A 24,320-nucleotide genomic window follows, 5' to 3' on the forward strand; every position below is an offset into this window, starting at 1 on the left:
GATTATTTAACAAGCGCCTTTATCGCTTCATCCACCTTTGCAAAATCAAAACTGCTTACAACTTTGACCATTGCCGCGCTTATTTCTTTGGTTTGCAAATTACCTATACTACCCTCATGAGTGTGGTTAACGGTTTTATCAGGATCAAAATTACCCTGCTCAATAGCTAAACCCACTTGCTTATACGCATCGCGGAAAGGTGTGCCGTTTAGCACAGCTTTGTTCACCACCTCTACGCTAAACAGGTAGGCGTATTTGGAGTCATCCAATATATTTTTATTTACGCTGATATTCTCCAGCATAAATTTGGCCATTTGCAGGCAGTCTATCAAATCTGTAAAAGCCGGAAACAACAATTCTTTTAATAGTTGCAACTCGCGGTGGTAGCCCGATGGCAGGTTGGTAGTCATCATGGCCACATCGTTTGGCAAGGCCTGCAGGCGGTTGCATTTGCCGCGTATTATTTCCCAAACATCAGGGTTTTTTTTATGCGGCATTATACTGCTGCCGGTGGTCAGGTTTTCGGGGTAACTTACAAAGGCGAAATTCTGGCTCAGGTACAGGCATTGGTCCATAGCCATTTTAGCCAAAGTTGCCGCTACCGATGATAAGGCCTGCGCTATAACGCGCTCGGTTTTACCCCTGCCCATTTGCGCGTATACTACGTTATGGTTCAGGCTTTCAAAACCCAATAATTGGGTGGTAAGCGTACGGTTTAAGGGGAACGAGGAGCCATATCCCGCTGCCGAACCTAATGGGTTTTTGTTCGTGATCTTCCAGGCGGCTAAAACCATTTCAAGGTCATCAACCAAGCCCTCGGCATAAGCCCCAAACCACAAGCCGAACGATGAAGGCATGGCTACCTGTAAATGGGTATACCCCGGCAACAATACGTCTTTATGTTCTTCGCTCAGTTGTATCAGCTGGCCAAACAGGTTTTGGGTTTCTTCTACAACCTCTTTTAATTTATGGCGAAAGAATAATTTCAGGTCAACCAGCACCTGGTCGTTACGCGAACGGCCGCTGTGTATTTTTTTACCAGCCTCGCCAATACGTTGAGTAAGCAGCATCTCTACCTGTGAGTGTACATCCTCTACACCATCCTCTATAATAAAGCTGTTATTGGCAATATCAGCATAAATGGCTTTCAGTTCTTTTTGAACTACTGCCAGGTCGCCTTCATCCATCAAACCGATAGATTGCAGCATTTGCGTATGAGCAAGCGAACCTAAAACATCAAAGGCAGCCATTTCGCGGTCAAGCTCGCGGTCGCGGCCTACCGTAAAGTTTTCTACCAGTTGATTAACGTTTGTGGTTTTTTGCCATAATTTACTCATTGCTATTTACGATTTTAGATGTACGATTTTAGATTTACTGTCTAAAACCCGAAAATCAATTCACTTTGCGCGTAAAGTGTTTATTGATGATACAATTATAGAAAGAAGTTCGTTCCCTTCCTTGTAGATAGGAGTTATTTTTTCTTTCAGGTCAGGATTGAGTTCAACAAGAAGTTCCAGAAAAAACATGGTCTCATCCAATTCTTCTTCAACTATTTTAAGTTTATTAATAAAATCAGCTTTTGATTTGGCCCTGCAGGCCGCCCGGTAATTGGCTCCGGTAGAACTGGCACTTCTGGCTAACTGGTCGCAATAATTGCGGTTAACCATATTAACAGGAATGCTCAACACCAATTTTGCATTTGCTATGGCATACTGCTTAGTCCTTGAAAGCATTACTTGTCTATCCACAATCAATTTAGTTTACTATTCAAAACATCTAAAATCGTAAATCTAACATCTAAAATCACACGATCTTATCTAACATCGCTATATAAGTATCTATCCCATCCGCAATTTCATCCACATAAATATATTCATCGGCCATGTGCGAGCGTGCCGAATCGCCGGGGCCAACTTTTATGGATGGGATATCCAGCAGCGATTGGTCTGATGTGGTTGGCGAGCCGTAAGTGGATTTACCTAAACTTACTCCTGCTTGTACAAATGGGTGGTTCTTATCAATCGAGGATGGTTTTAAACGGATAGAGCGCGGCTTTACATCGCAGCTTACATGCTGGCGAATGATATCCAACACTTCCTCGTTACGGTAGGCATCGGTCACCCTTACATCAACTGTAAATACACAGGTGGCAGGCACCACATTATGCTGCGAACCGGCGTTAATAATGGTAACCGACATTTTTATGGGGCCAAAAACTTCCGACTCTTTAGGAAATTTAAACGTGCGGAACCACTCAATATCTGCCAATGCCTTATAAATGGCATTCTCGCCCTCTTCGCGGGCGGCATGGCCTGCTTTGCCGTAGGCGGTGCAATCCAGCACCATCAGGCCGCGTTCGGCAATGGCCAGGTCCATCAGGGTAGGTTCGCCTACTATGCCAAAATCAAGCTTACCTAATTCGGGTATGATCAATTCCAAGCCATTCACACCCGATATTTCCTCTTCGGCAGTGGTAGCCAGGCAAAAGTTATAGTTCAGGTTTTCTTTATCGTGATAGTATAAAAAAACCGATATCAGCGATACCAAACAACCTCCTGCATCATTGCTGCCCAGGCCAAACAGTTTTCCCTCCTCTATTTTGGCATCATAAGGCTCGCGCGTATAGCCCGAGTTAGGTTTAACCGTATCGTGGTGAGAATTGAGTAAAATGGTGGGTTTTGCGGCATCAAAATGCTTGTTCCAGGCCCAAATGTTATTTAGCTTACGGTGTGTAATTACCCCATGCTGCTGTAAGGTTTGCTCTATAAGGTCGGCCGTGCGGTCTTCCTCTTTGCTAAAAGATGGTATCGAAATTAATTGCTGTAATAGCTGTAAGGCTTGTTGCGATAATGCTGTTATATCCGCCATAAATTGTCAGGAATATGTTCCCGGTGCTAAAAACGGTAAAAGTAAGGTTTTTCGTGTAAGGCTGCAACGCAGGGCCTGCAAATGGTTACTCCCTTACTGCGCGGTGGTTAATCAAGCAGTAAAGGTTCATCGTCATCATCGCTAAGGCTTAGCTGTATCATATCGCTGCCTGCTATACCCTCTACCGATCCTTTGATATGGGCGGCATTCAGTAAAACCTTATCCAGTTGTTTCTCGCGCGATTTCCACATCTTTTCCATTGCGTCGCGCTCTTTTTGGATAGACAGGCGCATGCTCATATACCCCTCACGTATGGCCTTCCACTGTTCCGAAAATTCGCTGCTGGTAAGGTAATCATACAACAGGTGCATTTTATCGCCTTTATTATCCTGTGCTTTGGCCAAATTGGCGAGTTTTACCACCCCATCGCGCAGTATGTACGATACGGCTTTTACCTCATCAAAGCTGCATATCCATACGCCGTCCTTTTCGCCAAAGCAATCCATACCTTTTGGGTAGCATTGGGTAACTATAACGGCCACATCAACGCCCATGGCGCGCATATCTTTTTTAAGCTTATCTATCCAGTCGGCGGCAAAAGCGGTGGTGCGTTTACTTTCGTAAATAATTTTGCCGCACTCCTGCCCAAACTGATTGCGTACAGTTTGCACACAGTCGGCACCACGCACGCCTTTTCCCACCTCGTTTATCACATCAAAGGGGAAGTAGCTGCGTAATTGTTCTTCCAGTATTAGCTCCTGCACCTCGCCCTGCAACTGCATCGACCCCTGCTCGGCGCGGCGTTTCATCTCGTCAACCAGTTTTTTCTGGTCTTCCAGCTGTTTCTCCATCTCCTTTACCTTTAGCTGGTGCTCGGTATCCTTAATGGAATATTTTTCTATTTCCTGCTTGCGTATCTGTTCGGCAATTTCGGCACGCTGCTCCTGTAACTTGCGTTGCAGGGCAACTTCCATCTCTTCTTCTTTTTGCTTAAGAGATTGCTCGCGCTGTAAAAACTCCAGTTCCTTCTGGCGCGATTCCTTTAACTTTTCGGCACTGTCGTTTACCGATTTTTGCAGCATGGTTAACTGATTTTCAAAATCGGTGGCAATGGCCTTGCGCAGGTTTTCTTCCAGCGTTAATTGCAGTTGCTTCTTTTCATCGCTAAGTTTTTGTTCAAAAAGCTGTTGTTGCTGCTTCTCGCGCAGGGTATATTCGTCTTCTTTTTTACGAAGCTCATCTTCTTTCTGCTTTTTATAATCTGCCATCTGGGCCCTAAGCTGCTGCTTATATTCCTCGGCCATTACTTCCTCAATCGGGAAACCATGTCCGCAGCTGGGGCACTTAACTTCTGTAGCCATAATATTTATAGAAATTTTGCATTGATAATGCAATGCCTATCAAAGATAGGAAAGCATTTTTTAAAAGTATACGAACGGTAAATTATCCGGCGGCGTATATTTTATATCCTAAAAATCGTGATATAAACTTCTGAAGGTACTGCGCAGGCCAAAGGTTAGTATGGCGGCTTTTTTATCGCCCAGGTCGTTTTTCTCCTGCCTGTAAATGGCACCCAATTCAAACCGCAGGTTGTATTTAGCATTTATCAGGTACGATGCAGTACCCTCGGTGTAATAAAGGTTAGTACCTATACCCTGCCCTACAGTACTGGTTGTAAGGGTTGGCGATAAAGGCCGGGTAAGGTCTTTACCGTTGTTATCGCCGCTGGCATCAAGGCCGTATTTAGCGTACATCAACTGCCCCTGAAAATCAAATTTACCAACCGAGTAGTTCATTATACCAATCAGCTCCCTAAAATTAGCTCCCAGCGGGTCTCCTAATGGCTGGCTGTAAAAGGTGTAATTGCTTAGCGTGCGGCCATTCATATAGGTATAAGGCTTTACGGTATTAAATTCAAACAGGTAGTTAAGGTTTTTAACCGCGAAGATGTCCGCGCCGCGTATACCTACCTGCAAGCCGTTTGTGTTATTGGTATTATTGGTGCTATTGCCCGATAAAAAGGTACTACCTTCAAACCTATCTATGATGAACTGGGCGTAAACAGCGCTTTTGTCAAACACTTTATACTTGCCTGTAAAACCTATTAAGGCATTGCCCGGCTGCCCTGATGGCCCAAATTTGCTTGAAAATAACAACGGGTTAATAAAGTTTACATCAAAAGGCCTGGTATTGCCCTGATCATCGGCCTCAGGTGCTATATAGGCGTTAAAAAAGCCGAACGACAGGTTATTGTTTACATTATAATCGAGGTAATGGAACAGCGCCCATTTGCGACGGTTGCTGCCAAAGGTGTCAAACTTTTTAATAAGCAGGTCCTGCATGTAGGCCCACATCATCATATATTGAAACTTACCTACATGCGCTGTTGCCCGCAGCAGGGGATAATTAGCCGCATTGTCTGACAATAACAACGACCGGTAACCATCGCCTATAAAGGTTTTATCCTGCCCCAAAGTAATATTAAGCTGTTTTACAGGCGTGTACGATAGCAGGGCCGTTACGTACGAAAAATCGCGGTAGCTTTTAGTAAGCGTACGGTCATAGGCCTGGCCGGGCACAAAACGTATCTTGCGGGCATAATCGGTGTAATAATCGGCAAAAGCACCCTGGTTTTCGTAACCGCTGGTGTAAAAGGAAAATTTAGTGCCTACCGTACCACCAAACTGAAAACCGCGTGTATTTAGCCCCAAAGCCGATTTAAATAAAAAACCCACAGGCCTCACACTGGCTATGGCATTTTTATCTTCAAAATCCTTACCAACTATATTTTCGGTCAGGAAATCGCCGTAAAAGGTGTACTCTTTTGTTTTAACATCTATTAAATGCTCGTTAAACAATTTACGCATCAACCAGCTTTTGTGGCTGCTATCTACGCCTAAAAGCATTAACTGGTTGTACCGGGTTTGCAGGGTGCTGTCTATTAAAAACGGGCGAAGCGATGTATGCAGTGCCGTACCTTTTGAATACAGGTCGGCATTAAATTTTTGATTGAACTGGTATGATTGAGGCAAATAAACCGATTGCGCCTTGCTTATTTTTGATGACGATACTATTAAGCACAACAATAAAATAAGTTTACCTGGCAGTTGAACGCGATTTTTTAGCATATACAGCAAAATAAGCGTTATTTATTGTAACATTAAAATTTACAGCATTAATTAAAATTACCCGCCTGTTTACGGCGTTAAATTGTGTTAAATTTATTAAACTGCACCTGTTTATAAAAAACAAGCTACAAAAAATACTGATATTTGCCGCGCTTAATAACACCTGTTACACATGCAATACAATAAAATTAATAACCTTTTAGGCTGGCTTTGCTTTGTTATAGCCGCAGTAACCTACACCTTAACACTGGAACCATCCGTTAGTTTTTGGGATTGTGGCGAGTTTATTTCGTGCGCATACAGGTTGCAGGTATCGCACCAGCCGGGTTACCCTTTGTTTGCCATGCTGGGCAAGGTATTTTCGCTGCTGTCGTTTGGCAATAATGCTAAAGTACCTTACTACACCAATATGCTATCGGCTATTGCCAGCGCCGCTACGGTTATGTTTTTGTTTTGGACCATTACCGCTATTGCCAAAAAGCTGGTTGCCGGCCGCGAAAAAGATTTTGGCGGGGCACAAACTATCTTAATTATGGGTGCCGGCCTGGTTGGTGCCCTGGCATTTGCCTATACCGATACCTTCTGGTTTTCGGCTGTTGAAACTATTGTTTTCGCCCTATCATCGTTATGTATAGCGCTTATATTTTGGGCCATATTAAAATGGGAAAACCATGCCGGCGAACCCGGTGCCGACCGCTGGATAGTTTTTATTGCTTATGTAATAGGCCTGTCAATAGGCATACACCTGCTTAACCTGCTTACTATACCTGCCATTGCGCTGGTTTATTACTTCCGCAGGTATAAAAATATCACTACCAAAAGCGCGATAATAGCTTTTTTAATAAGCGTGCTTATACTGGGCTTGGTGCAGTATGGCGTAAGGGGCTACACTGTTAAGTTCGCCGCTTATTTCGATCTGTTTTTTGTTAACTCGCTTGGGCTTGGCTTTGGCACAGGTGCGCTGTTTTTCTTATTGCTGATAGTCGCAGTATTAGTTGGCGGTATCATCTACAGTATCCGCACCAACAAACCAACCCTAAACCTGGCATTTTTGTGTCTGGCCTTTATTTACTTTGGCTACGGCTCATTTGCCTACATCCCTATACGTGCAACGGCTAATACCAATTTAAACAACTCGCACCCCGATAACGCTTTTACCCTTTACGGTTACTTAAACCGTATTCAATACGGCGAAAACCCTCTACTGACCGGGCCATATTTTGATTCGAAACCTATCGATCAGAAAGAAGGCAGCACCATTTACCGCAAGGGTGATACCAAATACGAAGTTGCCGGTAAACGCAGCGATTACGTGTACGATAAAACGCATTTGTTCCCCCGTTTTTACAGCTCGAGCCCACAGGATATACAGTTTTACCGCCAATGGCTGCAACTGGGCGAAAACCAGGAACCAACCGCCTGGGACAACTTTAGGTACCTGATGAGCTGGCAGGTATACCAAATGTATTTCAGGTACTTTTTATGGAATTTTGTTGGCCGTTACAACGACCAGGACGGGCAAACCAGCACCACCGCTATTGATGGCAACTGGACAGCCGGCCTGTTTAACGGAGCCAGCCACCTGCCAAAAACAGTTACCGAAAGCCATACCTATACCCCATTATACGCACTGCCGTTTTTATTGGGCATGATAGGCCTGATATATCATTCGGAGCGTAAAAAACGCGACGCGCTTATTGTGGCTATGCTGTGGTTTTTTACCGGTATAGCGGTTGTATTATATGTTAACCAGGCCAATGTACAGCCCCGAGAGCGCGATTACTCGTACGTAGGCTCGTTTTACGCCTTTGCGATATGGATAGGCTTGGGCGTTATCGGCATAGCCGATATGCTGAGCAAAAAGGTGAACATCCGCACATCGGCCTATATATCTATTGGTATTGGTTTGCTAATAGCGCCTGTATTGCTGGCATCAAAAGAATGGCAATCGCACGATAGATCGACCAAGATGACGCCGCACGATATGGCTTATAATTACCTGATATCGTGCCCGCCAAATGCCATTTTGTTCACCTACGGCGATAATGACACCTACTCGTTATGGTACGACCAGGAAGTAGAAGGTATACGCCCCGATGTGCGGATTGTTAACTTAAGCTTGTTCACCGGCGACTGGTATATACGCCAGATGCAGAAAAAGATGAACCAAAGCGATCCTTTGCCTATTACCATGCCTTATGATAAATATAAGGAAGGCGTTAGGGATGTGATCTATTACAGCGATAAAAACCTGCCGGGCTACGTTGATATTAAAGAGATATTTAATTTTATCACCACCGACGATAAAACACTGCAGGGCCAAACCAATGATGGTGAAAGCGTTAATTATTTGCCAACCAAAAAGCTGTCCATCCCGGTTAATGCCGATGAGGTGCTTAAATACGGCGTAATTACTCCCGACCAAAAAGCCCGCCTTGCTACAAGTGTAGATTTTACTTTTACATCAAACTATGTAACTAAGGAAAACCTGGCCATATTTGACATATTGGCGCATAACAACTGGAAAAGGCCCATTTGCTTTACTACCACCATTGGCAATGATAACCTGATAGGTTTACAGCCTTACTTGTATAAAGAAGGTTTTACCTATCACCTGCTGCCTTTAAAAGCCGATACCGCCAACCACGACCAGCTAAGCAAAACCAACAGCCTGGTGATGTATGATAACATGATGAACAAGTTTAAGTATGGCAACTTTAAAACGGCTAAGTATTTAGATCATGAATCTACCGGTATGTTTTACCCGGTTATGTTAACCACCTTTTTAGACCTTACACAAAACCTGATGCAGGAAGGCCATAACGACCTTGCCCTAAAACTGCTGCATAAATACGACAAGGAAATGCCCGAAATTAACCCCTACATTGATGTAGCCGGCCGTAAACTGTTTTTGGCGCAATCTGCCTATAAATTAGGTGATATAGCCCTGGGTAACAAAATAGCAACCGCTGTTAACGCGTACCTGGTAGATCAGTTAAACTACAATGCTTACCTGCTTAAAAACAACCGCGAAAATGTAAACATGCGCGATGTGCAGATAGGCCTGCAGGTAATGAACGGGTTAATGGAGTACACCAAAACCTACCATCAAACAGCGCTTAGCAATAAAATTGATGCGGAGTTGAAAAATTACTTAAGTCAATTCTCAAGTATAATGGGGCAGTAACTCATTAGCCATCTGTATAAAAAAAGGGAATTGTATGATACAATTCCTTTTTTGTTGCTTTGTATTAGCCGAAAAGACCTCTGCAGATTGTGTAATTACAAACCTAAAAACTCTTTCATTTGGTGCGGCAATGGGTAATTGCCATACATCCGGCGCATTAAAACAACTTCGCCAACATGAAAAGAGAGGTGTACAGATAGTTCCTGAACGTATTTTAACTTTTTTTGCAGGTAAGGTTCTTTAGCGCCGAATGTGGCTATAGCATCAATTACCTGCTGTTGCTGCCGGTAAAAGGTGGCTACCAGGCCGTCAAGCGCCTGTTGGTTGTCTACCTGCGTTTCTATCCAGCTTTCATACTCATCCAGTTCAAAGCATTGCTCAATGTTTTTAATGCAGGCAATATGGTAGCGCTGCCAAACCACCAGGTGGTTTAGTATTTGCCAGATAGATTTCGGGGCATTTGCCGGTACATTTGCAGCCTCGGCTACAGTAAGGTTATCAAATACCTTAAATGTATCAAAAGCCCCCTCAAACAGGTTTTGATATTGATTTTGCATTAACAGGAGTTTAGCACTATTTACATAGCATTATATGGCCAATGCTTCGTTTTCCTTTTTTATCCTCACTGTTAACATAACAGCATTTAGTATGCTGAATGCAATGGCTGTGTAATATAGGTTAAACGTTAAAGGTATAATTGCTATCTCTAAAATAACAATTATATAATTGGGGTGTTTTACGTATTTATAAATGCCGCTTGCTACCGGCGCTGTACCCGGCACACGGTATATTTTGGTATTCCAATAAAAGCCCAGCGTAGATATAACCACGAACTTTAGCATGATCAGTACAAAAAATACTATAAGCAGCGCGTAATTTACCGCATTGGTGCCCCGCCATATATACTCGGCTATAAGCGATATAATAAACAGCGTATGCATGGCTACCATATAGGGGTAGTGCGCTTTACCATACTCCACCGCACCGTTGGCAAGCAGCCATTTTTCGTTACGAGCCGATACAAATAGTTCGGTAAGGCGTTGTACAATAAGGAAAACAAGAAACAGGATGAATATCATTGGCTTAGTTTTTCATATTTAATAACACCATTTCGCTGCTAAAGCCGGGGCCCATGGCCAGCATTAAACCATAGCCATCAGTAAACCCTTCGGTCATGAATTTTTCAAGTACGTATAAAACCGTCACGCTGGACATATTGCCATTATCGTTCATCACCTCGCGGGTGTTTTTTAAAAAATCGCCATCGGCTTTAAGCGCGTCTTCATAAGCCTCCAGCACCTTTTTACCACCGGGATGAAAAACAAAGTTCTTAATATCGCTTAGCTTTAACCCTTGCTTTGCCAAAAAGGCTTCAATATCGGCAGCAATGTTTTGGTGTATAAATGTAGGTATGTCTTTAGAAAAAACCACCTTAAATCCATCATCCCTAAAATCCCAGCCCATTACCTCCAGCGAATCGTAATAGAGCTTACTGCTTGCTGCCTGTATGCTTACTGTTTTATTGGGGCTGGCATGGTTATCTCCTTTAACAATAACCGCCGCAATACCGTCAGAAAACAAGCTCGAACCTATGAAGTTACTTTTGCTGTAGTCGCTTTTTATAAGTGTTAAGCTGCACAGCTCCACAGCAACCAGTAATACCACCGCGTCGGGATTGGCTTTTGCCAAAGTATTAGCTTTTGCCATACCCGCTACCCCACCCGCGCAACCCAGGCCCCAAACGGGCGTGCGTGTAATATGCGGGTTTAATTGCAGCTGGTTAATAATAAGCGCATCCATACTGGGTGTGGCCAGGCCAGTGGTAGATACAAATATTATATCGGTAATATCGCTTTTATCAATACCTGCCTTTGTAATAGCCGCCTGCACTGATTCAACCGAGTATTGCAGTGCCAGTTTTATATATTCGTCGTTACGCTGCTTAAAGGTAGTAGTTTGGGCATAGTAGCTTAAGGGCTTTACAAAATTGCGGGTAATTATGCCGGTGTTGTCAAAGGCTTGTATCAGCCTGTCTACCTGCGGAAAATCTGTGGCAAACATATCGCGCGCCTGCTCTCTTACCTCTTGCTGGATGGTTTTATCCGGTAGATCTATTTTACTAACTGCTGTTATAAATGGCATTGTGTATCAGTGGTTATATAATTAAAGTACGTAATAAAGTACGTGATGGTTGATAACTTTTATTAATAGCTATTGTTTCAATTTTAGCCAAGCTTTGTAAATTACATCAAATAACACAAATCCAATGCCCGAATTACCCGACTTGCAAGTATTTAGCCACAACCTTAATAAAAGGTTAGCCGGCAAAACTGTTAAACAAATTACCGTGCATAAAGCACCCAAATTAAATGTGACCCATCAGCAATTAGCCGATACCTTGCAAGGCCAAAAGCTTGACAGGGTGTACCGCGACGGTAAAGAGTTGTATTTTAAATTTAGCAAGGGCGATATTTTAGCCTTACACCTGATGCTGAACGGTAAATTATTTTTGTTTGAAGGTAAAAATGATAACAAGTACCCCATAATAGAACTGTTGTTTACCGACGATAGCGGTTTAGCCCTAACCGATTATCAGGGGATAGCCAACCCTACTCTTAACCCCGAAGAAAAGGAAGCGCCTGATGCCATAGCACCTGAAGCCGGACCAGACTATTTGAAACAAAGACTGGCAAAAACCAAAACCAATGTAAAGGCCGTGTTACTCGATCAAAAGATAATACGCGGCATTGGCAACGCTTATGCCGACGAAATACTTTGGGACGCGCGGATATCACCCTTTTCGGTAAGTAACAAAATACCTAAGGATAAGGTGGATGATCTGGCCGGGTCGATAAGATCGGTATTAAAGCACGCTGAAGAGCAGATCATAAAAGCCAAACCCGATATTATTGCCGGCGAGATACGCGATTTTTTGAATATCCATAATTCCAAAAAAAAGCACAGCCCAACCGGTGCCGAAATTTTAATGAAAGATACCGGGCGCAAAACCTATTACACCAACGAGCAGGAACTATTTAACTAAGCAGTTATGAGGATCAAAAGGATAAACGCTGATGAATACCAAACGGTTACCGCATTATTTAACCAATACCGCATGTTCTATCGCCAAAAAGATGATATAGCCCTGGCTGAGCGGTTTATACATGAGCGGCTGCACAATAACGAGTCGGTAATATTTGTTGCGATAGCCGGGCATAACGACGATATCCCCGCCGGTTTTACACAGTTATACCCCTTGCTGTCATCGGTAAGGGCTACTAAAAACTGGCTGTTGAACGATCTATATGTAGATGCCGCGTTTAGGCAACAGGGCATTGGCGAAGCCCTTATAAAAACAGCCATGGTATTTGCTAAAGACAAGGGTGCAAAGTACCTTCAGTTAGAGACCGAGGTAAACAACACCACCGCGCAAAGCCTGTACGAAAATATAGGCTTTGTTAAACAGCAACCCGACGACCAACACTTTGTGTACCAGGTTAATATTTAATACAATATTTAGCGAAAATTACTTTCAATACAGTTAAAACAATTAACCAAAATGTTCTGTTTAGTAGTAAACTACGACAACAATGGGAACATTACAACATATACAACACCAAATATCAGCTTTAAACGATCTGATAAAAACAAATAACGACAGGATAATGGGGTACCAAAAAGGTATTGAAAACACACAGGACCCGGCCCTGAAGATGGTTTTTGAAGGCTATGCCGATCAAAGCAGGGGCTACGTAAACGAACTTAACGACTTTATACACCTGCTTGGCGGTTCGCCAACCGATGGCACCACCCTATCGGGCAAGTTTTACCATACCTGGATAGATGTTAAATCGGCTTTCTCCAAAGCGGATGAACATTCTATATTATCCGACTGCGAATATGGCGAAGATATAGCCAAAAGCGCCTACCGTAGAGCTTTGGATGATAAGGAACTGATATGGGAAGACGAAAAGATACTAAGCTTGCTTAACAACCAAATGAATGGCTTAAAAATGGCGCATGATGCTATTAAGGCCCTTCGCGATTCTACTAAAGTTAAACAACATGCTTAAAGTTATGGACAGCCCGGATCAAGAATTTTTAAAAGAATACAGCCCCCTGCATGTACCGCAAAAATACGATGCTGCAGCTTCGGTGCAGGATAACGTGGTTTATGCGCTGGCCGAATTAGAGTATGCTACTGCTGTACGTGTTGCAAAAAAGCTAGCCAAGCTGGCTCCCGAAACGGATATAGCAATCCACCAAAAAAACGCCCAAGAAGTACTAACGCGCCTTTTTAATAAAGGCCTTATAAAGGGTGACGACATTGAAGATAACCGCGAGTATAACTTAAGCAAAATATTAAGCCCAAACTCGGGCAAGGCAGATGAGTTATATTAAGCAGATATTGCCGCGATTGAACATATTGGCCACAATTATTATAAAGCATAAAAAAAAGCCCCGTATATCGGGGCTTTTTAATTTTATATGATTACCATCTTCTGCCATGTCCGCGGCCATGACCACGATAAAAGTGTTCGCGGTAAACAACCTGGCGGCGATAAACCGGGCGTTCGTAGTAACGGGTGCGGTATACCGGGCGATAGCTTCTGTAAACTACCGGTTGTTCATAATATACGGTACGCGGATAAGTTTCATAAACGGGATAAGGCCTTTCAACATATACCCTTCTAACGGGTGTACCTAAATTTACACCTATGCCTACGCTAACCTGTGCTTTTACAAGTTGAGATGACACAGTAAGTATCAGTGCTATTATCGAAAATTTTATCAGTTTCATTGTCTGTAAGTTTTAGTTACTATTAATGTTTCTATATAGCATCAGACACTAATACTATGCCATGGTTTAATAAAAACTTACACTTTTTTGGAATATCAGTCTTCGTAGAGCTTTAAACGGCTCTTTAAATAACTCATTTCCTGTTGCATATCTTCTATTTTTTGCAGCAAACTATTTATGGTTGCCACACCCGGTTCGTTAATTTCTAAATGGTTATGCAGGCGCACTAAACGCTCCAGCTTTTGTATCTCATCAACCGGGATACAGTTTTGCTTATCCACAACAATCACCTCAACCAGACCGGCATCCTGCAGGTAGCTAACAAAGGTGCCATCTACCTGGTGGTAAACACAAAAATCGCTTACGGATATTAAATTTTCGGTTTTCATAGCGCTTAAGTTTAAATCACGATTTAGCTAATTGTTCAAATAACTCGCGTTGTTTGTCTGTTAACTTAGTTGGTAATTGTACGTTATAGGTTAAATACAGGTCGCCAAACTGTCCTTCCTTTTTGTAAACCGGTACACCTTTGCCTTTTAGCTTAACTTTAGTACCAATTTGTGTGCCTGGGGCTACCTTTAGCTTTACTTTGCCGCTTAGCGTGCTTGCAGTAATTTCGCCGCCTAACACGGCTGTGTAAAGGTCAATATCAATTGTTCGGTACAAATCGCTACCCACGCGTTTAAATTCAGGATCTTCGGGTATATTAAAGGTAATGTACAGGTCGCCGGCGGGTGCCCCATTGCTGCCCGGCGCACCGTGGCCAGCTATTTTTATAGTTTGCCCATTTTCGATACCCGCGGGAATGGTTAAGCGTATGTTTTTACCGTTAACTGTAATGGTTTGCTTTTTCGATTCCATAATATCCCGCAAATCCAGCTGCAGCTCGGCGTTAAGGTCCTGCCCGCGGTAGCGCTGCGATTGCCTGCCGCTGTCACCCACCGGCCCGCCGCCAAACATCGAGTTAAAGAAATCAGAAAAATCCCCACCGCCGCCACCGCCAAAATCAAACCCGCCGAAACCGCCACCATTACTGCGCTGGTATTGCTGCTGCTGGCGTGCCTGCTGTTCGTAGGCATCGCTGTGTTGCCAGTTTTCGCCGTATTTATCGTACTTTTTGCGTTTCTCGGGGTCGCTTAACACCTCGTTGGCCTCGTTGGCCAGCTTAAATTGCTTTTCGGCCTCGGGGTTGTTGGGGTTAAGGTCGGGGTGGTGTTTGCGCGCAAGTTTGCGGTAAGCATTTTTTATATCCTTATCGGTCGCGTTTTTATCTACGCCTAAAATCTTATAATAATCTATAAATGCCATAATTAATTATGTATACCTAAAACGGTTAATACAAAGCTAAGTTTTAAATTACGGTAGTATTATATAAATTTGGTATCGGTCTCTCAATTATAACAGGGCTAATTACATCAAATATGGATACCAGCATCTTCCGCCATTTTTCAAACATCGATACTAAAGAGATAGCTCCCGGCTTTTTTAGTAAACTGATACATACCGATACCAACACCATCAACTTTATTGAAGTGGCAGCTGGCTGTACCGTGCCCGACCATAGCCACGTGCACGAGCAATTATCGTTTGTGATAGAGGGGCAGTTTCAATTAACCGTAGGCGGCATACCGCAAATACTTGATTCGGGCATGTTTGCGGTGATTCCATCAAACGCGGTGCACAACGGCCTGGCCATAACCAATTGTAAGCTGATTGATGTTTTTAGCCCCGTGCGCCAGGATTACAAACAGCTATAAACAAGCATTAAATTTTAGCCTTATTTAATACATTTGCCGCAAATACTATTGCTATGGCTATCTCTGTTGCTACCCTTACTGATGTACCCGAACTTGTTACGCTGGTAAATTCGGCCTACCGGGGCGAAAGCTCTAAAAAAGGCTGGACCACCGAGGCTAATTTAATTGACGGGCAACGTATTGATGAGGAAGGCCTTATTGAGCAAATGAGCGACCCAAATGCAACTATACTTAAAAACACTGATGCGGATGGCAATATAACCGCCTGTGTGTACCTGCTTAAAAAGCCGGGCAACGTTTTATACCTGGGTATGCTTACGGTATCGCCCACGCTGCAGGCACACGGCATTGGCAGGCAACTTTTAGCCGCTGCCGAAGACTATGCCCGCAGCATCAACCACCATACCGTAGCTATGACAGTGATAACCACCCGCACCGAACTGCTGAATTGGTATGAGCGACGCGGCTACACTAAAACCGGCGAAACCATCCCTCTCATCATTACCGAGCGAAACGGCATTTTAAAACAACCTGTTGAGATGTTTAAGCTGCACAAGGCGGTATAAAATTGAACTGCATTATAATATAATAAATGCAACATTGGGCGGTATGTTGGCATAAATAATTAATTTCACCAATTAGTATATACCTGATATGCAAAAGCCCGATAGCCTTATTTTTGACATGGATGGCACCCTTTGGGATGCTGTTGATACCTATGCACACTCCTGGAACGTTGTCTTTGCCGACTTAGGCATTGATAAAACCATTCACCGCGATGTTTTAGCGGGCATGGTGGGCTGGGAAGGCAAAAAAGTGATAGCTGAGCTAATGCCCGAATTTGAGCCCGAAAAACGCTTTGAGATCTATGCAGAAGTAAATAGCAGGCGGCATAACCTGATACGCGAAAAGGGCGGCATATTATACGATGGCGTTAAAGACGGCTTAAAGCAACTATCCGAAAAATACCCGTTACTGATATTAAGCAACTGCGCGGCAGGCATTATACGCCAGTTTATTGATTGGGCCGGCATTGACGATTACATAACCGACGAATTTGCCTACGGTGTAAACTTTATGCCTAAAAGCCACAACATTAAATTGCTGATGGATAAGCATCATTTAAAAAACCCTGTATATGTAGGCGATACCGCCGGTGATGGCGAGCAGAGCCGTTTAGCAGGCATCCCCTTTGTTTTTGTAAGCTATGGTTTTGGCGAAACAGACGATCACGACCTTAAGTTTGACGATTTTCCGTCGCTAACTAATTATTTTTTAAACTTATAAGCCTTATTGGTGTTAGGTTGAAAAGCTTAGCACATGAAAAGACGCGTATTAACCATTATTATACTGGTTTTAACAGTAGTTATAATTGGTGTTGTTTATTACCGCTACTATTTTGTTTTTGGCGAAGGTACCAAAGCCGGCAGCATGAACTATTTTGTAAAAAAGGGCTATATGTTTAAAACCTACGAGGGCCGTTTAATACAAAGCGGCATCCGGTCGCAAACCCAGGGCAATATATCATCAAACGAGTTTATGTTTTCGGTAACCGACCCTAAGGTGGCCGATAAGCTTAACCACAGCGCAGGTGCCATGCTGGAATTGCATTATAAAGAGTATTTACACACGCTGCCATGGCGCGGGGTAAGCAATTTTGTGGTAGATAGCGTTATGTCGGTTACGCCAGTATCGCCAACCGCCCCATAAATAAGTTTACTGTTACTTTTTTGTTAAAAAACCCTTTAAAGCCTGCTGGGTAAATTCCGACAGTACCAGTTCGCCACTTATGGCGGCACGTTCGGCAAGCAGTTCGTCCCAGTTTTGGGTGCCCTCCCATAGTATTTGCTTAAGGCCTACAAGCGCTTGAGGGTGGTACGAGGCGAGTTTTTGGGTTAGGGCGACCAATGCCTCATCTAATTGACTAACGTCGCTATAAACCTCGTTATAAAGCCCTTTTTCGCGGGCCCATTGCGCTGTCTGAAAATCAACCGCCCGTATGGTTAGCTGCGAGAAAGCGGGCAAGCCAACTTTACGTATCACCGCTGGTGATATTACAAATGGCCCTATGCCTATGGCCAGTTCGCTTAGTTTAACAGATGCTGCTTCGGTAGCCAGGCAGTAATCGGCAGCAGCAGCAAGGCCAACACCGCCGCCAACAGCTTTGCCCTGCACACGGGCTATAATTATTTTTGGCGACTTGCGGCAGGCATTAATAACGTTGGCAAAACCCAAGAAGAACACCGCACCGGCTGCTTTATCTTTTATCTGCAATAGCTCGTCAAAGCTGGCACCGGCGCAAAATGTGCGGTCGCCATCACTTTTTAATATTATTACACGTGTGTTTGCATCGGCACCGGCAGTTTTAATGGCATTGGTGAGTTGCTGTAGCAAATGGGCCGGCAACGAGTTTTGCGCAGGATGATAAAAGCTAATGGTAGCAATACCATCAGTACTGTTATTAAGTGTTACGTGCCCGTTATCCGTTAAGCTCATAATTAATGGGATGTTGCGGCAATATCAGCAATTTTAATTTAACGGGCAAAGCGGAGGCATAGGGTGAGGTCTTCGACGGGCTCAGACTACAGATATTTGTTACTTAAAGGGAGGCCTTTGACGGGCTCAGACTGACGACATTTGTTTCTTTAGCAGTCTGAGCCTGTCTATCAACCTTAAGCCTCATCTATCAGCGGCAGCTCGAAGTAAAAGGTTGACCCTTTGCCCGGCTCGCTATCAACACCTATTTTACCATGGTGATTGCTGATGATCTCGTGCGAAATGTACAGCCCCATTCCCAGCCCGCTGGTCATGTTCTTTTTATCCTCTACACGGTAAAAGCGCTCAAATATTTTGCTCTTTTGATCGTGCGACAAGCCTATACCATTATCAATTACCGATACCCTTACGTTATCGTCGTGCTTAGTGGTGCTGATAGTTATGTTTTTATTACCATGCGAGTATTTTACCGCGTTATTTATCAGGTTCATCAATACCTGTTCAAGGCGTTCCTGGTTACCGTGTATGGTGTAAGTACCATTGCTCAGGTTCTCAAATTTATAGCCTGGGTTCATGTGTATGGCATTTTCTAAACATTGGTTTACCAGGTTAGCCACTTCAACTTCGCCAAGGGCATATTCCAGTCTACCTGCCTTAATTTTGCTCACATCCAACAAATCGTTAATAAGCGATTGCAGCTTGTTTATAGATATGGCCGCTTTGGCAACATATTGCTTAACAACAGTTGGTAAGTCTTCTTTTTTGTAGCCTGCAATTAATTGCAGGTAGCCTTTTAAACTGGTAAGTGGGGTTTTAAGCTCGTGGCTGGCAATACCAATAAATTCGTCCTTGCGCTCCATTTCAAGCTTTTGGTCTTCAATATCGGTTGCGGTGCCTACCCAAAATATGATCTCGCCCGCTTCGTTACGCAGCGGTTTAGAGCGGTTTAAATGCCATCGGTAAACACCATCGTGCCTGCGGTAGCGGTTCTCCACTTCAAAAAGATCGCCCGTTTTTAACGCGTCGTTATACTTTTCGAGGGTTTCCTTCAGGTCATCGGGGTGTACCAGCTCCTGCCATTTAAAACCACCGGTGCTTTCAAAATCACGGCCGGTATAATCATACCAGCGTTGGTTAAACGAGTTAAAGTTACCATCGGGCAGGTTTGTCCAGGTCATCTGCACAATGTTGTTGGTAAGCAGCTTAAAGTGCTCGCGGCTTATAACCAAATCAAGTGTGCGTTCTTTAACCGTTGCCTCAAGGTTATTGTTCATTAACTCGGTAGCGGCGCGTGCCTCTTCCAACTGTTCGTTACGTACCTGTAATTGCTTTTCGGTTTCTTTTAAAATAGTTAGGTCGGTTATGATCAGGCTGAGCGCCTGCCCGCCATCCACCTCAATGGTATTGCAGGAAAAAAGGCAATGCATATCCTGCCCCCCACCATCTTTCAGCAATATTTCTTCGCGGCAATCATCGTCCCAACTGGATGTTAATATTTTTTGCAGCTTATGTTTTGATGCGTCCGGTACAAAGCTAAGCAAAGGCATACCTATTACTTTTTCGAGCGGGGTATCGGCCATTTGCGCAAAACGGTTGTTGCAATATAAAACAATGCCATCCTTACTTACCGTTACAGCGCCTTCGCTCATCTTTTCGATAAAAACGCGGTAGGTTTGGTCGGCAGTTTTAAGTGTATATAATTGATGCCCTTCCTGGTCTTTTACAACTAATGCATCAACCTGTCCGGTACGTATGGCTTCAATAGTATCGTTCGCCTCTTCCAGTTGGTGGCGAAGTTCTTTAATTTCGCTTAGCAAGTTATTTGAATTTATCGGCTCCATATGTTATAAATTGTCACCAAGGCCAAGCCCCTTTAAAACCTTGTTTGTATTGCTCATATCGCCAATCATGCGCCTTTCGGGGCCGGGCGCTTTTTTTATGAGCATGGGCAAAGCAATAATATCCTCCCCTTCTGCAAGTTCTCTCTGCTGATGAATGTCTATGATCTCCAGTTGATACTTACCGGGTAGGTATTGCTCGCAAATGGCATTAATGTTTTCTACCGCGCGGATAGAATTTGGCGATGCTCCTATAATAAATAATCGTAGATGATAAGTGTCAGCCTCATCATTACTGTCGTAATCTGCAAATAATCCGGTCGTATTAGCCATTATCAAAATTTATGGCAATTAAGCCGGTCGTATGTTTAGGCCTACCAAAACTTTTTCTTCGTTTGATAGGTCGCCAATTATTTTTCGTATAGGCTCGGGCACTTTACGCACCAGTGTTGGTATAGCCAATATCTGGTCGCCTTCGGCCAGTTGTGGTTGTAAAAGCAGGTCTATTACTTCAATACGATATTGCCCTTTTAGGTGCTCCTCGCAATATTTTTGCAAGTTGCTTAGTGCTGTAACAGATTTTGGGGTTTTACCGGCTACATATAGCCTTAATTCCCACTTTTTATCAGTTTTTGTCATGTTATTTTTTTCCGCGTTTTTTTTCCTTTTCTGCTTCCCCGGTTCTTAAGCGGGTTACCTCCTCACGGTTTTTTCTTATTATTTCTTTTTTTAATTCTTCTTCCAGGTAAACCTTATTCAACTCTTCTTCTACAGATTCAAACTCGCTGTGCAAGCTTGCTATTTTTGCCTCAAGCACCTGGCGCTTGCGCAAAATTTCGCGGTCTTTACGTATCACGGCGTGCGAGCGTATGGCTTCGCCGGTTTGTTCCTGCAGCATTTGCTCTTTACGCGCCGAACCGGTAAGTACGCCTTCGGGGCCTAAGTACACATCAACCAGGTTAAGGCCTTCGTCGGTTATGGTAAACTCGCGCACCTGGTTAGAGTGTTTCATCCCGCGCGATTTCATCACGTATAATCCACGGTTACGTTCGCCGTTAAACTCAATATCACGCACCAGTATCCAGGCGTCTACAAGCGATGATACGCCCTCGTCTGTCTGCTCGTTTACAATAGTGTTTAACGATAGCGCGGTAAACATTACCGATATTTGCTCTTCCTGCAAATAATCAATCATTCGCACCAGCATATTCTTTACCTCGCTAACCGAACCAACGTTAATAAAGTTGGTTATAGGGTCCATAATAACCACGCTTGGCTTGTATTGCCTTATGCATTTGTGCATGGCTACCAGGTGCATCTCTAAACCGTATAAATTTGGCCTCGAGGCGTTAAAGTAAAGCAAGCCGCTATCAACATGCTTTTGCAGGTCGATACCTATCGAATTCATGTTACGGATAATCTGCCTGGGCGATTCTTCCATGGCAAAGTAAACGCATTTTTCTTTACGGTTACAGGTTTCGTTGGCAAATGATGCCGCCAAACTGGTTTTACCAGTACCCGCCGTCCCCGATACCAATACGCTGCCGCCACGGTATAAACCCTTGCCGCCTAGCATGGCATCTAAAGCTTTAACACCTGTTGATATGCGCTCTGACGATACCTGGTTGGCCATTTTAAGTGAGGTGACCGGCAGTACCGATATACCATCATCATCTATTAAAAACGGATACTCGTTAGTGCCGTGGGTAGTACCACGATACTTAATGATGCGTAAGCGGCGGGTTGATATTTGGTTGCTTACCCTATGGTCCAGCAAAATAACACAGTCCGACACATACTCTTCAAGTCCCTGGCGGGTTAACGCCGGGCCATCGCCTCGCTCGCCGGTTATAACGGCTGTAACGCCTTTGTTTTTTAGCCAGGAAAACAGGCGCCTTAACTCGGCGCGCAAAATGGCCTGATTGCTAAGGCCCGAAAATAAATTCTCTAAAGTATCCAACACAATGCGCTTGGCACCTATGCTATCAATAGCAAACCCCAAACGGATAAATAACCCTTCCAGGTCATACTCGCCTGTTTCTTCTATCTCACTGCGGTCTATGTGTATATGGTCAACCCTTATTTTCTTTTCGTCTTGTAATTTTTTCAGGTCGAACCCCAACGAAGAAACGTTCGCCGCCAGCTCGTCAGATTTTTCTTCAAATGCCACAAATACGCCCGGCTCATTAAACTCAACGGCGCCGCGCACAATAAATTCTACCGACATTAAGGTTTTACCACTACCGGCTTCGCCGCAAATTAGGGTAGGCCTGCCCGTTGGTAAGCCACCTTCGGTAATTTGGTCAAGGCCAATAATACCGGTAGCAGATTTAGGTATCGTTTTATATTTAGCCACGTTTTTTTCTTTCTTTTTATCGCTCATTAATTATTGTTGTTTGTTTCATAAAAGTATAAATTTTACCTAATTAAGAAAGTTACAGATGGGTAATTTTCCTGTTGCATAAATTATAGTTATATACCTTCAATAAAATATCCACTTCAACTTTGCAAAATCATAATTGTTTGATTTATAGCATTTTTTTTACACTTTATATTTCGGATGCAATTGTTATACCAAATGCAAAAAAAGTATAAGGCGTAATATTTACCGTTAATGTGTTAATATCTTTATTTTCATCGCGTTCAAACATATATTTGTTACAACTCTTTATATTTTAGCAGACAATATATTACATTCAACCTATGTGCATTTTTTAAGATTATGGACGAAATTATCGACCAAAATTCAGGGCATAACCAAAATGTTTTTAAGACGATTATAGAGCAATCGCCATCGCCGGTAGGGCTTTATGTTGGGCCTGATATTGTTATAACCTTAGCCAACGCATCTATTTTAAAGGTATGGGATAAGGATGCCTCGGTAATTGGCAAAACCTTTAGGCAGGCACTGCCAGAACTGGAAGGCCAACCGTTTTTTGATATACTCGACCGTGTTTACGCCACAGGCATACCCTACGAGGCCTACGCCGAGCGGGTTGACCTGTTGAGCGGCGGCAACATGCAAACCTTTTACTTCAACTTTATTTATCAGCCAATTAAGGATGATAAGGGCAAGGTTTGGGCGATATTAAACACCGCCGAAGATGTTACCGAACTGGTGCTTACACGACAAAAACTTGCCGAAAATGAAGAACGCAGCCGCTTTGCACTCAATTCGGCAGAGTTAGGTGCCTGGCATATGGATCCGGCAAATAATGTGATAACCTGGGATGACCGATGCAGCCATATGCACGGCTTTAAGAAGGGTGAATTAAAATATTACCAGGATGTATTGAAGTACATACATCCCGACGATCACCAAATAATAACCGATAATGTAAGCCGGGTACTAAATCCTAATGGAACAGGTTTATTAGATGAAACTTTTAGGGTTATAGACCCCGAGGACAAAACAATACGGTGGCTGCGAAGCAAAGGCAAGGCATATTTTGATGACAAAGGCAATTGCATACGCTTTGCCGGCATTACACAGGATATTACCACCGAGGTAAAAGATAAAGAAGAACAAAAGCAACTACAACGCCAAAAAGATGATTTTTTAGGCATCGCCAGCCACGAATTAAAAACCCCTGTTACCAGTATTAAAGCCTATGCGCAGGTACTGGGCGCTATGCTAAGTAAAGAGGGCGAAGACAAAAAAGCAGCCATGGTTTTAAAAATGGATGCGCAGATAAACCGCCTTACCAATTTAATTGGCGACCTGCTGGATGTAACCAAAATAAACTCCGGTAGAATTCAGTTTAATAAAAACTGGTTTAATTTTAACCAGGCCGTGCAGGATACTGTACAAGATTTGCAGCATACAGCCAACAAGCATTTGTTGGTAATGGACTTTAAAGATACCGGTGAGGTATACGCCGATAAGGAGCGTTTGGGGCAGGTAATAACCAATTTAATTACCAATGCTATAAAATATTCGCCGCAAGCCAACCGAGTCGTCATTAGTACCGAATTAGTAGATAACGAAATAATTGTTTGCGTACAAGATTTTGGCATTGGTATAGCCGATGATAAAAAAGATAGGGTGTTTGAACAGTTTTACCGCGTTAGCGGCGATAAACAGCACACTTTCCCGGGTTTAGGGCTGGGATTGTACATTTCGTCAGAGATAATTAAACGCGAGGGTGGCCGGATGTGGGTGAACAGCATTGAAGGGAAGGGATCTACGTTTTGTTTTTCGCTACCGGCTAAACCTAATGACAATAACAGCAGCAACGACTAAGA

General features: G+C 43.5%; 26 protein-coding genes. 10 read left to right on the forward strand and 16 right to left on the reverse strand.

Going from position 1 to position 24,320, the window contains the following annotated elements; translation table 11 throughout:
• Positions 1-2: 2 nt before the first annotated feature.
• From argH to FFF34_008700, 5 genes are all read right to left on the reverse strand, one after another.
• A complete protein-coding gene (gene argH / locus FFF34_008680; protein ID TSD67451.1) occupies positions 3-1,337 on the reverse strand; it encodes an argininosuccinate lyase in 1,335 nt (444 codons plus the stop codon).
• Between the two features lie 60 nt (positions 1,338-1,397).
• Positions 1,398-1,733 (reverse strand): four helix bundle protein, encoded by a 336-nt coding sequence (locus FFF34_008685; protein TSD67998.1) that lies wholly within the window; start codon positions 1,731-1,733, stop codon positions 1,398-1,400.
• Between the two features lie 70 nt (positions 1,734-1,803).
• A complete protein-coding gene (locus tag FFF34_008690) occupies positions 1,804-2,868 on the reverse strand; it encodes a M20/M25/M40 family metallo-hydrolase (protein TSD67452.1) in 1,065 nt (354 codons plus the stop codon).
• Between the two features lie 107 nt (positions 2,869-2,975).
• Positions 2,976-4,172, reverse strand: coding sequence for a DUF2130 domain-containing protein (locus FFF34_008695; protein TSD67999.1), 1,197 nt, complete (start codon positions 4,170-4,172; stop codon positions 2,976-2,978).
• 165 nt (positions 4,173-4,337) lie between these two features.
• Positions 4,338-5,996 (reverse strand): capsule assembly Wzi family protein, encoded by a 1,659-nt coding sequence (locus tag FFF34_008700; GenBank protein ID TSD67453.1) that lies wholly within the window; start codon positions 5,994-5,996, stop codon positions 4,338-4,340.
• 172 nt (positions 5,997-6,168) lie between these two features.
• Here FFF34_008700 and FFF34_008705 point away from each other — a divergent pair, with 172 nt between their 5' ends.
• Entirely contained in the window at positions 6,169-9,183 is a 3,015-nt protein-coding gene (locus FFF34_008705; GenBank protein TSD67454.1) for a DUF2723 domain-containing protein, read from the forward strand.
• A gap of 95 nt (positions 9,184-9,278) precedes the next feature.
• On the opposite strand, the gene FFF34_008710 is transcribed toward FFF34_008705, so the two are convergent.
• The 3 genes from FFF34_008710 to FFF34_008720 are packed head-to-tail and all read right to left on the reverse strand — an operon-like array spanning position 9,279 to position 11,325.
• Positions 9,279-9,740, reverse strand: a complete 462-nt coding sequence (locus FFF34_008710; GenBank protein TSD67455.1) for a DinB family protein — start codon at positions 9,738-9,740, stop codon at positions 9,279-9,281.
• 30 nt (positions 9,741-9,770) lie between these two features.
• Positions 9,771-10,262 (reverse strand): hypothetical protein, encoded by a 492-nt coding sequence (locus FFF34_008715; GenBank protein TSD67456.1) that lies wholly within the window; start codon positions 10,260-10,262, stop codon positions 9,771-9,773.
• Positions 10,263-10,266: 4 nt separating this feature from the next.
• Entirely contained in the window at positions 10,267-11,325 is a 1,059-nt protein-coding gene (locus FFF34_008720; GenBank protein TSD67457.1) for a type III polyketide synthase, read from the reverse strand.
• 124 nt (positions 11,326-11,449) lie between these two features.
• Between FFF34_008720 and FFF34_008725 the strand changes: the two genes are divergently transcribed.
• The 4 genes from FFF34_008725 to FFF34_008740 all read left to right on the forward strand — a co-directional run bounded on the left by FFF34_008725 (position 11,450) and on the right by FFF34_008740 (position 13,584).
• Positions 11,450-12,226, forward strand: a complete 777-nt coding sequence (locus tag FFF34_008725; protein ID TSD67458.1) for an Fpg/Nei family DNA glycosylase — start codon at positions 11,450-11,452, stop codon at positions 12,224-12,226.
• Between the two features lie 6 nt (positions 12,227-12,232).
• The gene (locus tag FFF34_008730) at positions 12,233-12,691 is read left to right on the forward strand and encodes a GNAT family N-acetyltransferase (protein ID TSD67459.1); all 459 of its coding nucleotides are present in this window, start codon (positions 12,233-12,235) and stop codon (positions 12,689-12,691) included.
• Between the two features lie 82 nt (positions 12,692-12,773).
• The gene (locus tag FFF34_008735) at positions 12,774-13,256 is read left to right on the forward strand and encodes a PA2169 family four-helix-bundle protein (GenBank protein TSD67460.1); all 483 of its coding nucleotides are present in this window, start codon (positions 12,774-12,776) and stop codon (positions 13,254-13,256) included.
• A complete protein-coding gene (locus FFF34_008740; GenBank protein TSD67461.1) occupies positions 13,249-13,584 on the forward strand; it encodes a hypothetical protein in 336 nt (111 codons plus the stop codon). Before FFF34_008735 ends, FFF34_008740 begins: the two co-directional genes overlap by 8 nt.
• Before the next feature lie 91 nt (positions 13,585-13,675).
• Here the strand turns inward: FFF34_008740 and FFF34_008745 are convergent, their stop codons facing one another.
• The 3 genes from FFF34_008745 to FFF34_008755 all read right to left on the reverse strand — a co-directional run bounded on the left by FFF34_008745 (position 13,676) and on the right by FFF34_008755 (position 15,292).
• Positions 13,676-13,984, reverse strand: coding sequence for a hypothetical protein (locus FFF34_008745; protein TSD67462.1), 309 nt, complete (start codon positions 13,982-13,984; stop codon positions 13,676-13,678).
• A 95-nt stretch (positions 13,985-14,079) separates the two neighbouring features.
• Complete coding sequence (locus FFF34_008750) at positions 14,080-14,373, reverse strand: MerR family transcriptional regulator (GenBank protein TSD67463.1); 294 nt, start codon at positions 14,371-14,373, stop codon at positions 14,080-14,082.
• A gap of 16 nt (positions 14,374-14,389) precedes the next feature.
• Positions 14,390-15,292, reverse strand: a complete 903-nt coding sequence (locus tag FFF34_008755) for a J domain-containing protein (GenBank protein TSD67464.1) — start codon at positions 15,290-15,292, stop codon at positions 14,390-14,392.
• Positions 15,293-15,405: 113 nt separating this feature from the next.
• On the opposite strand from FFF34_008755, the gene FFF34_008760 reads away from it, so the two are divergent.
• From FFF34_008760 to FFF34_008775, 4 genes are all read left to right on the forward strand, one after another.
• Positions 15,406-15,741 carry a cupin domain-containing protein gene (locus FFF34_008760; GenBank protein ID TSD67465.1) on the forward strand — a complete coding sequence of 112 codons (336 nt, stop codon included), beginning with the start codon at positions 15,406-15,408 and terminating at the stop codon, positions 15,739-15,741.
• Positions 15,742-15,794: 53 nt separating this feature from the next.
• Entirely contained in the window at positions 15,795-16,307 is a 513-nt protein-coding gene (locus FFF34_008765) for a GNAT family N-acetyltransferase (GenBank protein TSD67466.1), read from the forward strand.
• Between the two features lie 88 nt (positions 16,308-16,395).
• Positions 16,396-17,028: an HAD family hydrolase gene (locus FFF34_008770; protein ID TSD67467.1), complete on the forward strand. Its 633-nt coding sequence runs from the start codon at positions 16,396-16,398 to the stop codon at positions 17,026-17,028.
• Between the two features lie 33 nt (positions 17,029-17,061).
• Positions 17,062-17,451 carry a hypothetical protein gene (locus tag FFF34_008775; protein ID TSD67468.1) on the forward strand — a complete coding sequence of 130 codons (390 nt, stop codon included), beginning with the start codon at positions 17,062-17,064 and terminating at the stop codon, positions 17,449-17,451.
• Positions 17,452-17,463: 12 nt separating this feature from the next.
• Here FFF34_008775 and FFF34_008780 read toward each other — a convergent pair whose 3' ends face one another.
• The 5 genes from FFF34_008780 to kaiC all read right to left on the reverse strand — a co-directional run bounded on the left by FFF34_008780 (position 17,464) and on the right by kaiC (position 22,458).
• Positions 17,464-18,237, reverse strand: coding sequence for an enoyl-CoA hydratase/isomerase family protein (locus FFF34_008780; GenBank protein TSD67469.1), 774 nt, complete (start codon positions 18,235-18,237; stop codon positions 17,464-17,466).
• A gap of 176 nt (positions 18,238-18,413) precedes the next feature.
• The gene (locus FFF34_008785) at positions 18,414-20,078 is read right to left on the reverse strand and encodes a PAS domain S-box protein (GenBank protein TSD67470.1); all 1,665 of its coding nucleotides are present in this window, start codon (positions 20,076-20,078) and stop codon (positions 18,414-18,416) included.
• Between the two features lie 3 nt (positions 20,079-20,081).
• The gene (locus FFF34_008790) at positions 20,082-20,408 is read right to left on the reverse strand and encodes a circadian clock protein KaiB (GenBank protein ID TSD67471.1); all 327 of its coding nucleotides are present in this window, start codon (positions 20,406-20,408) and stop codon (positions 20,082-20,084) included.
• A gap of 18 nt (positions 20,409-20,426) precedes the next feature.
• Positions 20,427-20,714, reverse strand: a complete 288-nt coding sequence (locus tag FFF34_008795; protein ID TSD67472.1) for a circadian clock protein KaiB — start codon at positions 20,712-20,714, stop codon at positions 20,427-20,429.
• 1 nt (position 20,715) lies between these two features.
• Entirely contained in the window at positions 20,716-22,458 is a 1,743-nt protein-coding gene (gene kaiC / locus FFF34_008800; GenBank protein ID TSD67473.1) for a circadian clock protein KaiC, read from the reverse strand.
• A gap of 339 nt (positions 22,459-22,797) precedes the next feature.
• On the opposite strand from kaiC, the gene FFF34_008805 reads away from it, so the two are divergent.
• The gene (locus FFF34_008805) at positions 22,798-24,318 is read left to right on the forward strand and encodes a PAS domain S-box protein (GenBank protein TSD67474.1); all 1,521 of its coding nucleotides are present in this window, start codon (positions 22,798-22,800) and stop codon (positions 24,316-24,318) included.
• The last annotated feature ends 2 nt before the right edge of the window (positions 24,319-24,320 follow it).

Source organism: Inquilinus sp. KBS0705, assembly GCA_005938025.2.
Classification (GTDB): Bacteria; Bacteroidota; Bacteroidia; order Sphingobacteriales; family Sphingobacteriaceae; genus Mucilaginibacter.

What these genes read in the sequence shown, in the direction of transcription:
- FFF34_008775 (TSD67468.1), top strand. Translation starts at nt 17,062, where the DNA reads ATGAAAAGACGCGTATTAACCATTATTATACTGGTTTTAACAGTAGTT.
- FFF34_008735 (TSD67460.1), top strand. Translation starts at nt 12,774, where the DNA reads ATGGGAACATTACAACATATACAACACCAAATATCAGCTTTAAACGAT.
- FFF34_008805 (TSD67474.1), top strand. Translation starts at nt 22,798, where the DNA reads ATGGACGAAATTATCGACCAAAATTCAGGGCATAACCAAAATGTTTTT.
- FFF34_008730 (TSD67459.1), top strand. Translation starts at nt 12,233, where the DNA reads ATGAGGATCAAAAGGATAAACGCTGATGAATACCAAACGGTTACCGCA.
- FFF34_008685 (TSD67998.1), bottom strand. Translation starts at nt 1,733, where the DNA reads ATGCTTTCAAGGACTAAGCAGTATGCCATAGCAAATGCAAAATTGGTG.
- FFF34_008760 (TSD67465.1), top strand. Translation starts at nt 15,406, where the DNA reads ATGGATACCAGCATCTTCCGCCATTTTTCAAACATCGATACTAAAGAG.
- FFF34_008790 (TSD67471.1), bottom strand. Translation starts at nt 20,408, where the DNA reads ATGGCTAATACGACCGGATTATTTGCAGATTACGACAGTAATGATGAG.
- FFF34_008705 (TSD67454.1), top strand. Translation starts at nt 6,169, where the DNA reads ATGCAATACAATAAAATTAATAACCTTTTAGGCTGGCTTTGCTTTGTT.
- FFF34_008780 (TSD67469.1), bottom strand. Translation starts at nt 18,237, where the DNA reads ATGAGCTTAACGGATAACGGGCACGTAACACTTAATAACAGTACTGAT.
- FFF34_008695 (TSD67999.1), bottom strand. Translation starts at nt 4,172, where the DNA reads ATGGCCGAGGAATATAAGCAGCAGCTTAGGGCCCAGATGGCAGATTAT.
- FFF34_008785 (TSD67470.1), bottom strand. Translation starts at nt 20,078, where the DNA reads ATGGAGCCGATAAATTCAAATAACTTGCTAAGCGAAATTAAAGAACTT.
- FFF34_008770 (TSD67467.1), top strand. Translation starts at nt 16,396, where the DNA reads ATGCAAAAGCCCGATAGCCTTATTTTTGACATGGATGGCACCCTTTGG.
- FFF34_008740 (TSD67461.1), top strand. Translation starts at nt 13,249, where the DNA reads ATGCTTAAAGTTATGGACAGCCCGGATCAAGAATTTTTAAAAGAATAC.
- FFF34_008765 (TSD67466.1), top strand. Translation starts at nt 15,795, where the DNA reads ATGGCTATCTCTGTTGCTACCCTTACTGATGTACCCGAACTTGTTACG.
- FFF34_008745 (TSD67462.1), bottom strand. Translation starts at nt 13,984, where the DNA reads ATGAAACTGATAAAATTTTCGATAATAGCACTGATACTTACTGTGTCA.
- FFF34_008710 (TSD67455.1), bottom strand. Translation starts at nt 9,740, where the DNA reads ATGCAAAATCAATATCAAAACCTGTTTGAGGGGGCTTTTGATACATTT.
- FFF34_008750 (TSD67463.1), bottom strand. Translation starts at nt 14,373, where the DNA reads ATGAAAACCGAAAATTTAATATCCGTAAGCGATTTTTGTGTTTACCAC.
- FFF34_008720 (TSD67457.1), bottom strand. Translation starts at nt 11,325, where the DNA reads ATGCCATTTATAACAGCAGTTAGTAAAATAGATCTACCGGATAAAACC.
- kaiC (TSD67473.1), bottom strand. Translation starts at nt 22,458, where the DNA reads ATGAGCGATAAAAAGAAAGAAAAAAACGTGGCTAAATATAAAACGATA.
- FFF34_008690 (TSD67452.1), bottom strand. Translation starts at nt 2,868, where the DNA reads ATGGCGGATATAACAGCATTATCGCAACAAGCCTTACAGCTATTACAG.
- argH (TSD67451.1), bottom strand. Translation starts at nt 1,337, where the DNA reads ATGAGTAAATTATGGCAAAAAACCACAAACGTTAATCAACTGGTAGAA.
- FFF34_008700 (TSD67453.1), bottom strand. Translation starts at nt 5,996, where the DNA reads ATGCTAAAAAATCGCGTTCAACTGCCAGGTAAACTTATTTTATTGTTG.
- FFF34_008715 (TSD67456.1), bottom strand. Translation starts at nt 10,262, where the DNA reads ATGATATTCATCCTGTTTCTTGTTTTCCTTATTGTACAACGCCTTACC.
- FFF34_008795 (TSD67472.1), bottom strand. Translation starts at nt 20,714, where the DNA reads ATGACAAAAACTGATAAAAAGTGGGAATTAAGGCTATATGTAGCCGGT.
- FFF34_008725 (TSD67458.1), top strand. Translation starts at nt 11,450, where the DNA reads ATGCCCGAATTACCCGACTTGCAAGTATTTAGCCACAACCTTAATAAA.
- FFF34_008755 (TSD67464.1), bottom strand. Translation starts at nt 15,292, where the DNA reads ATGGCATTTATAGATTATTATAAGATTTTAGGCGTAGATAAAAACGCG.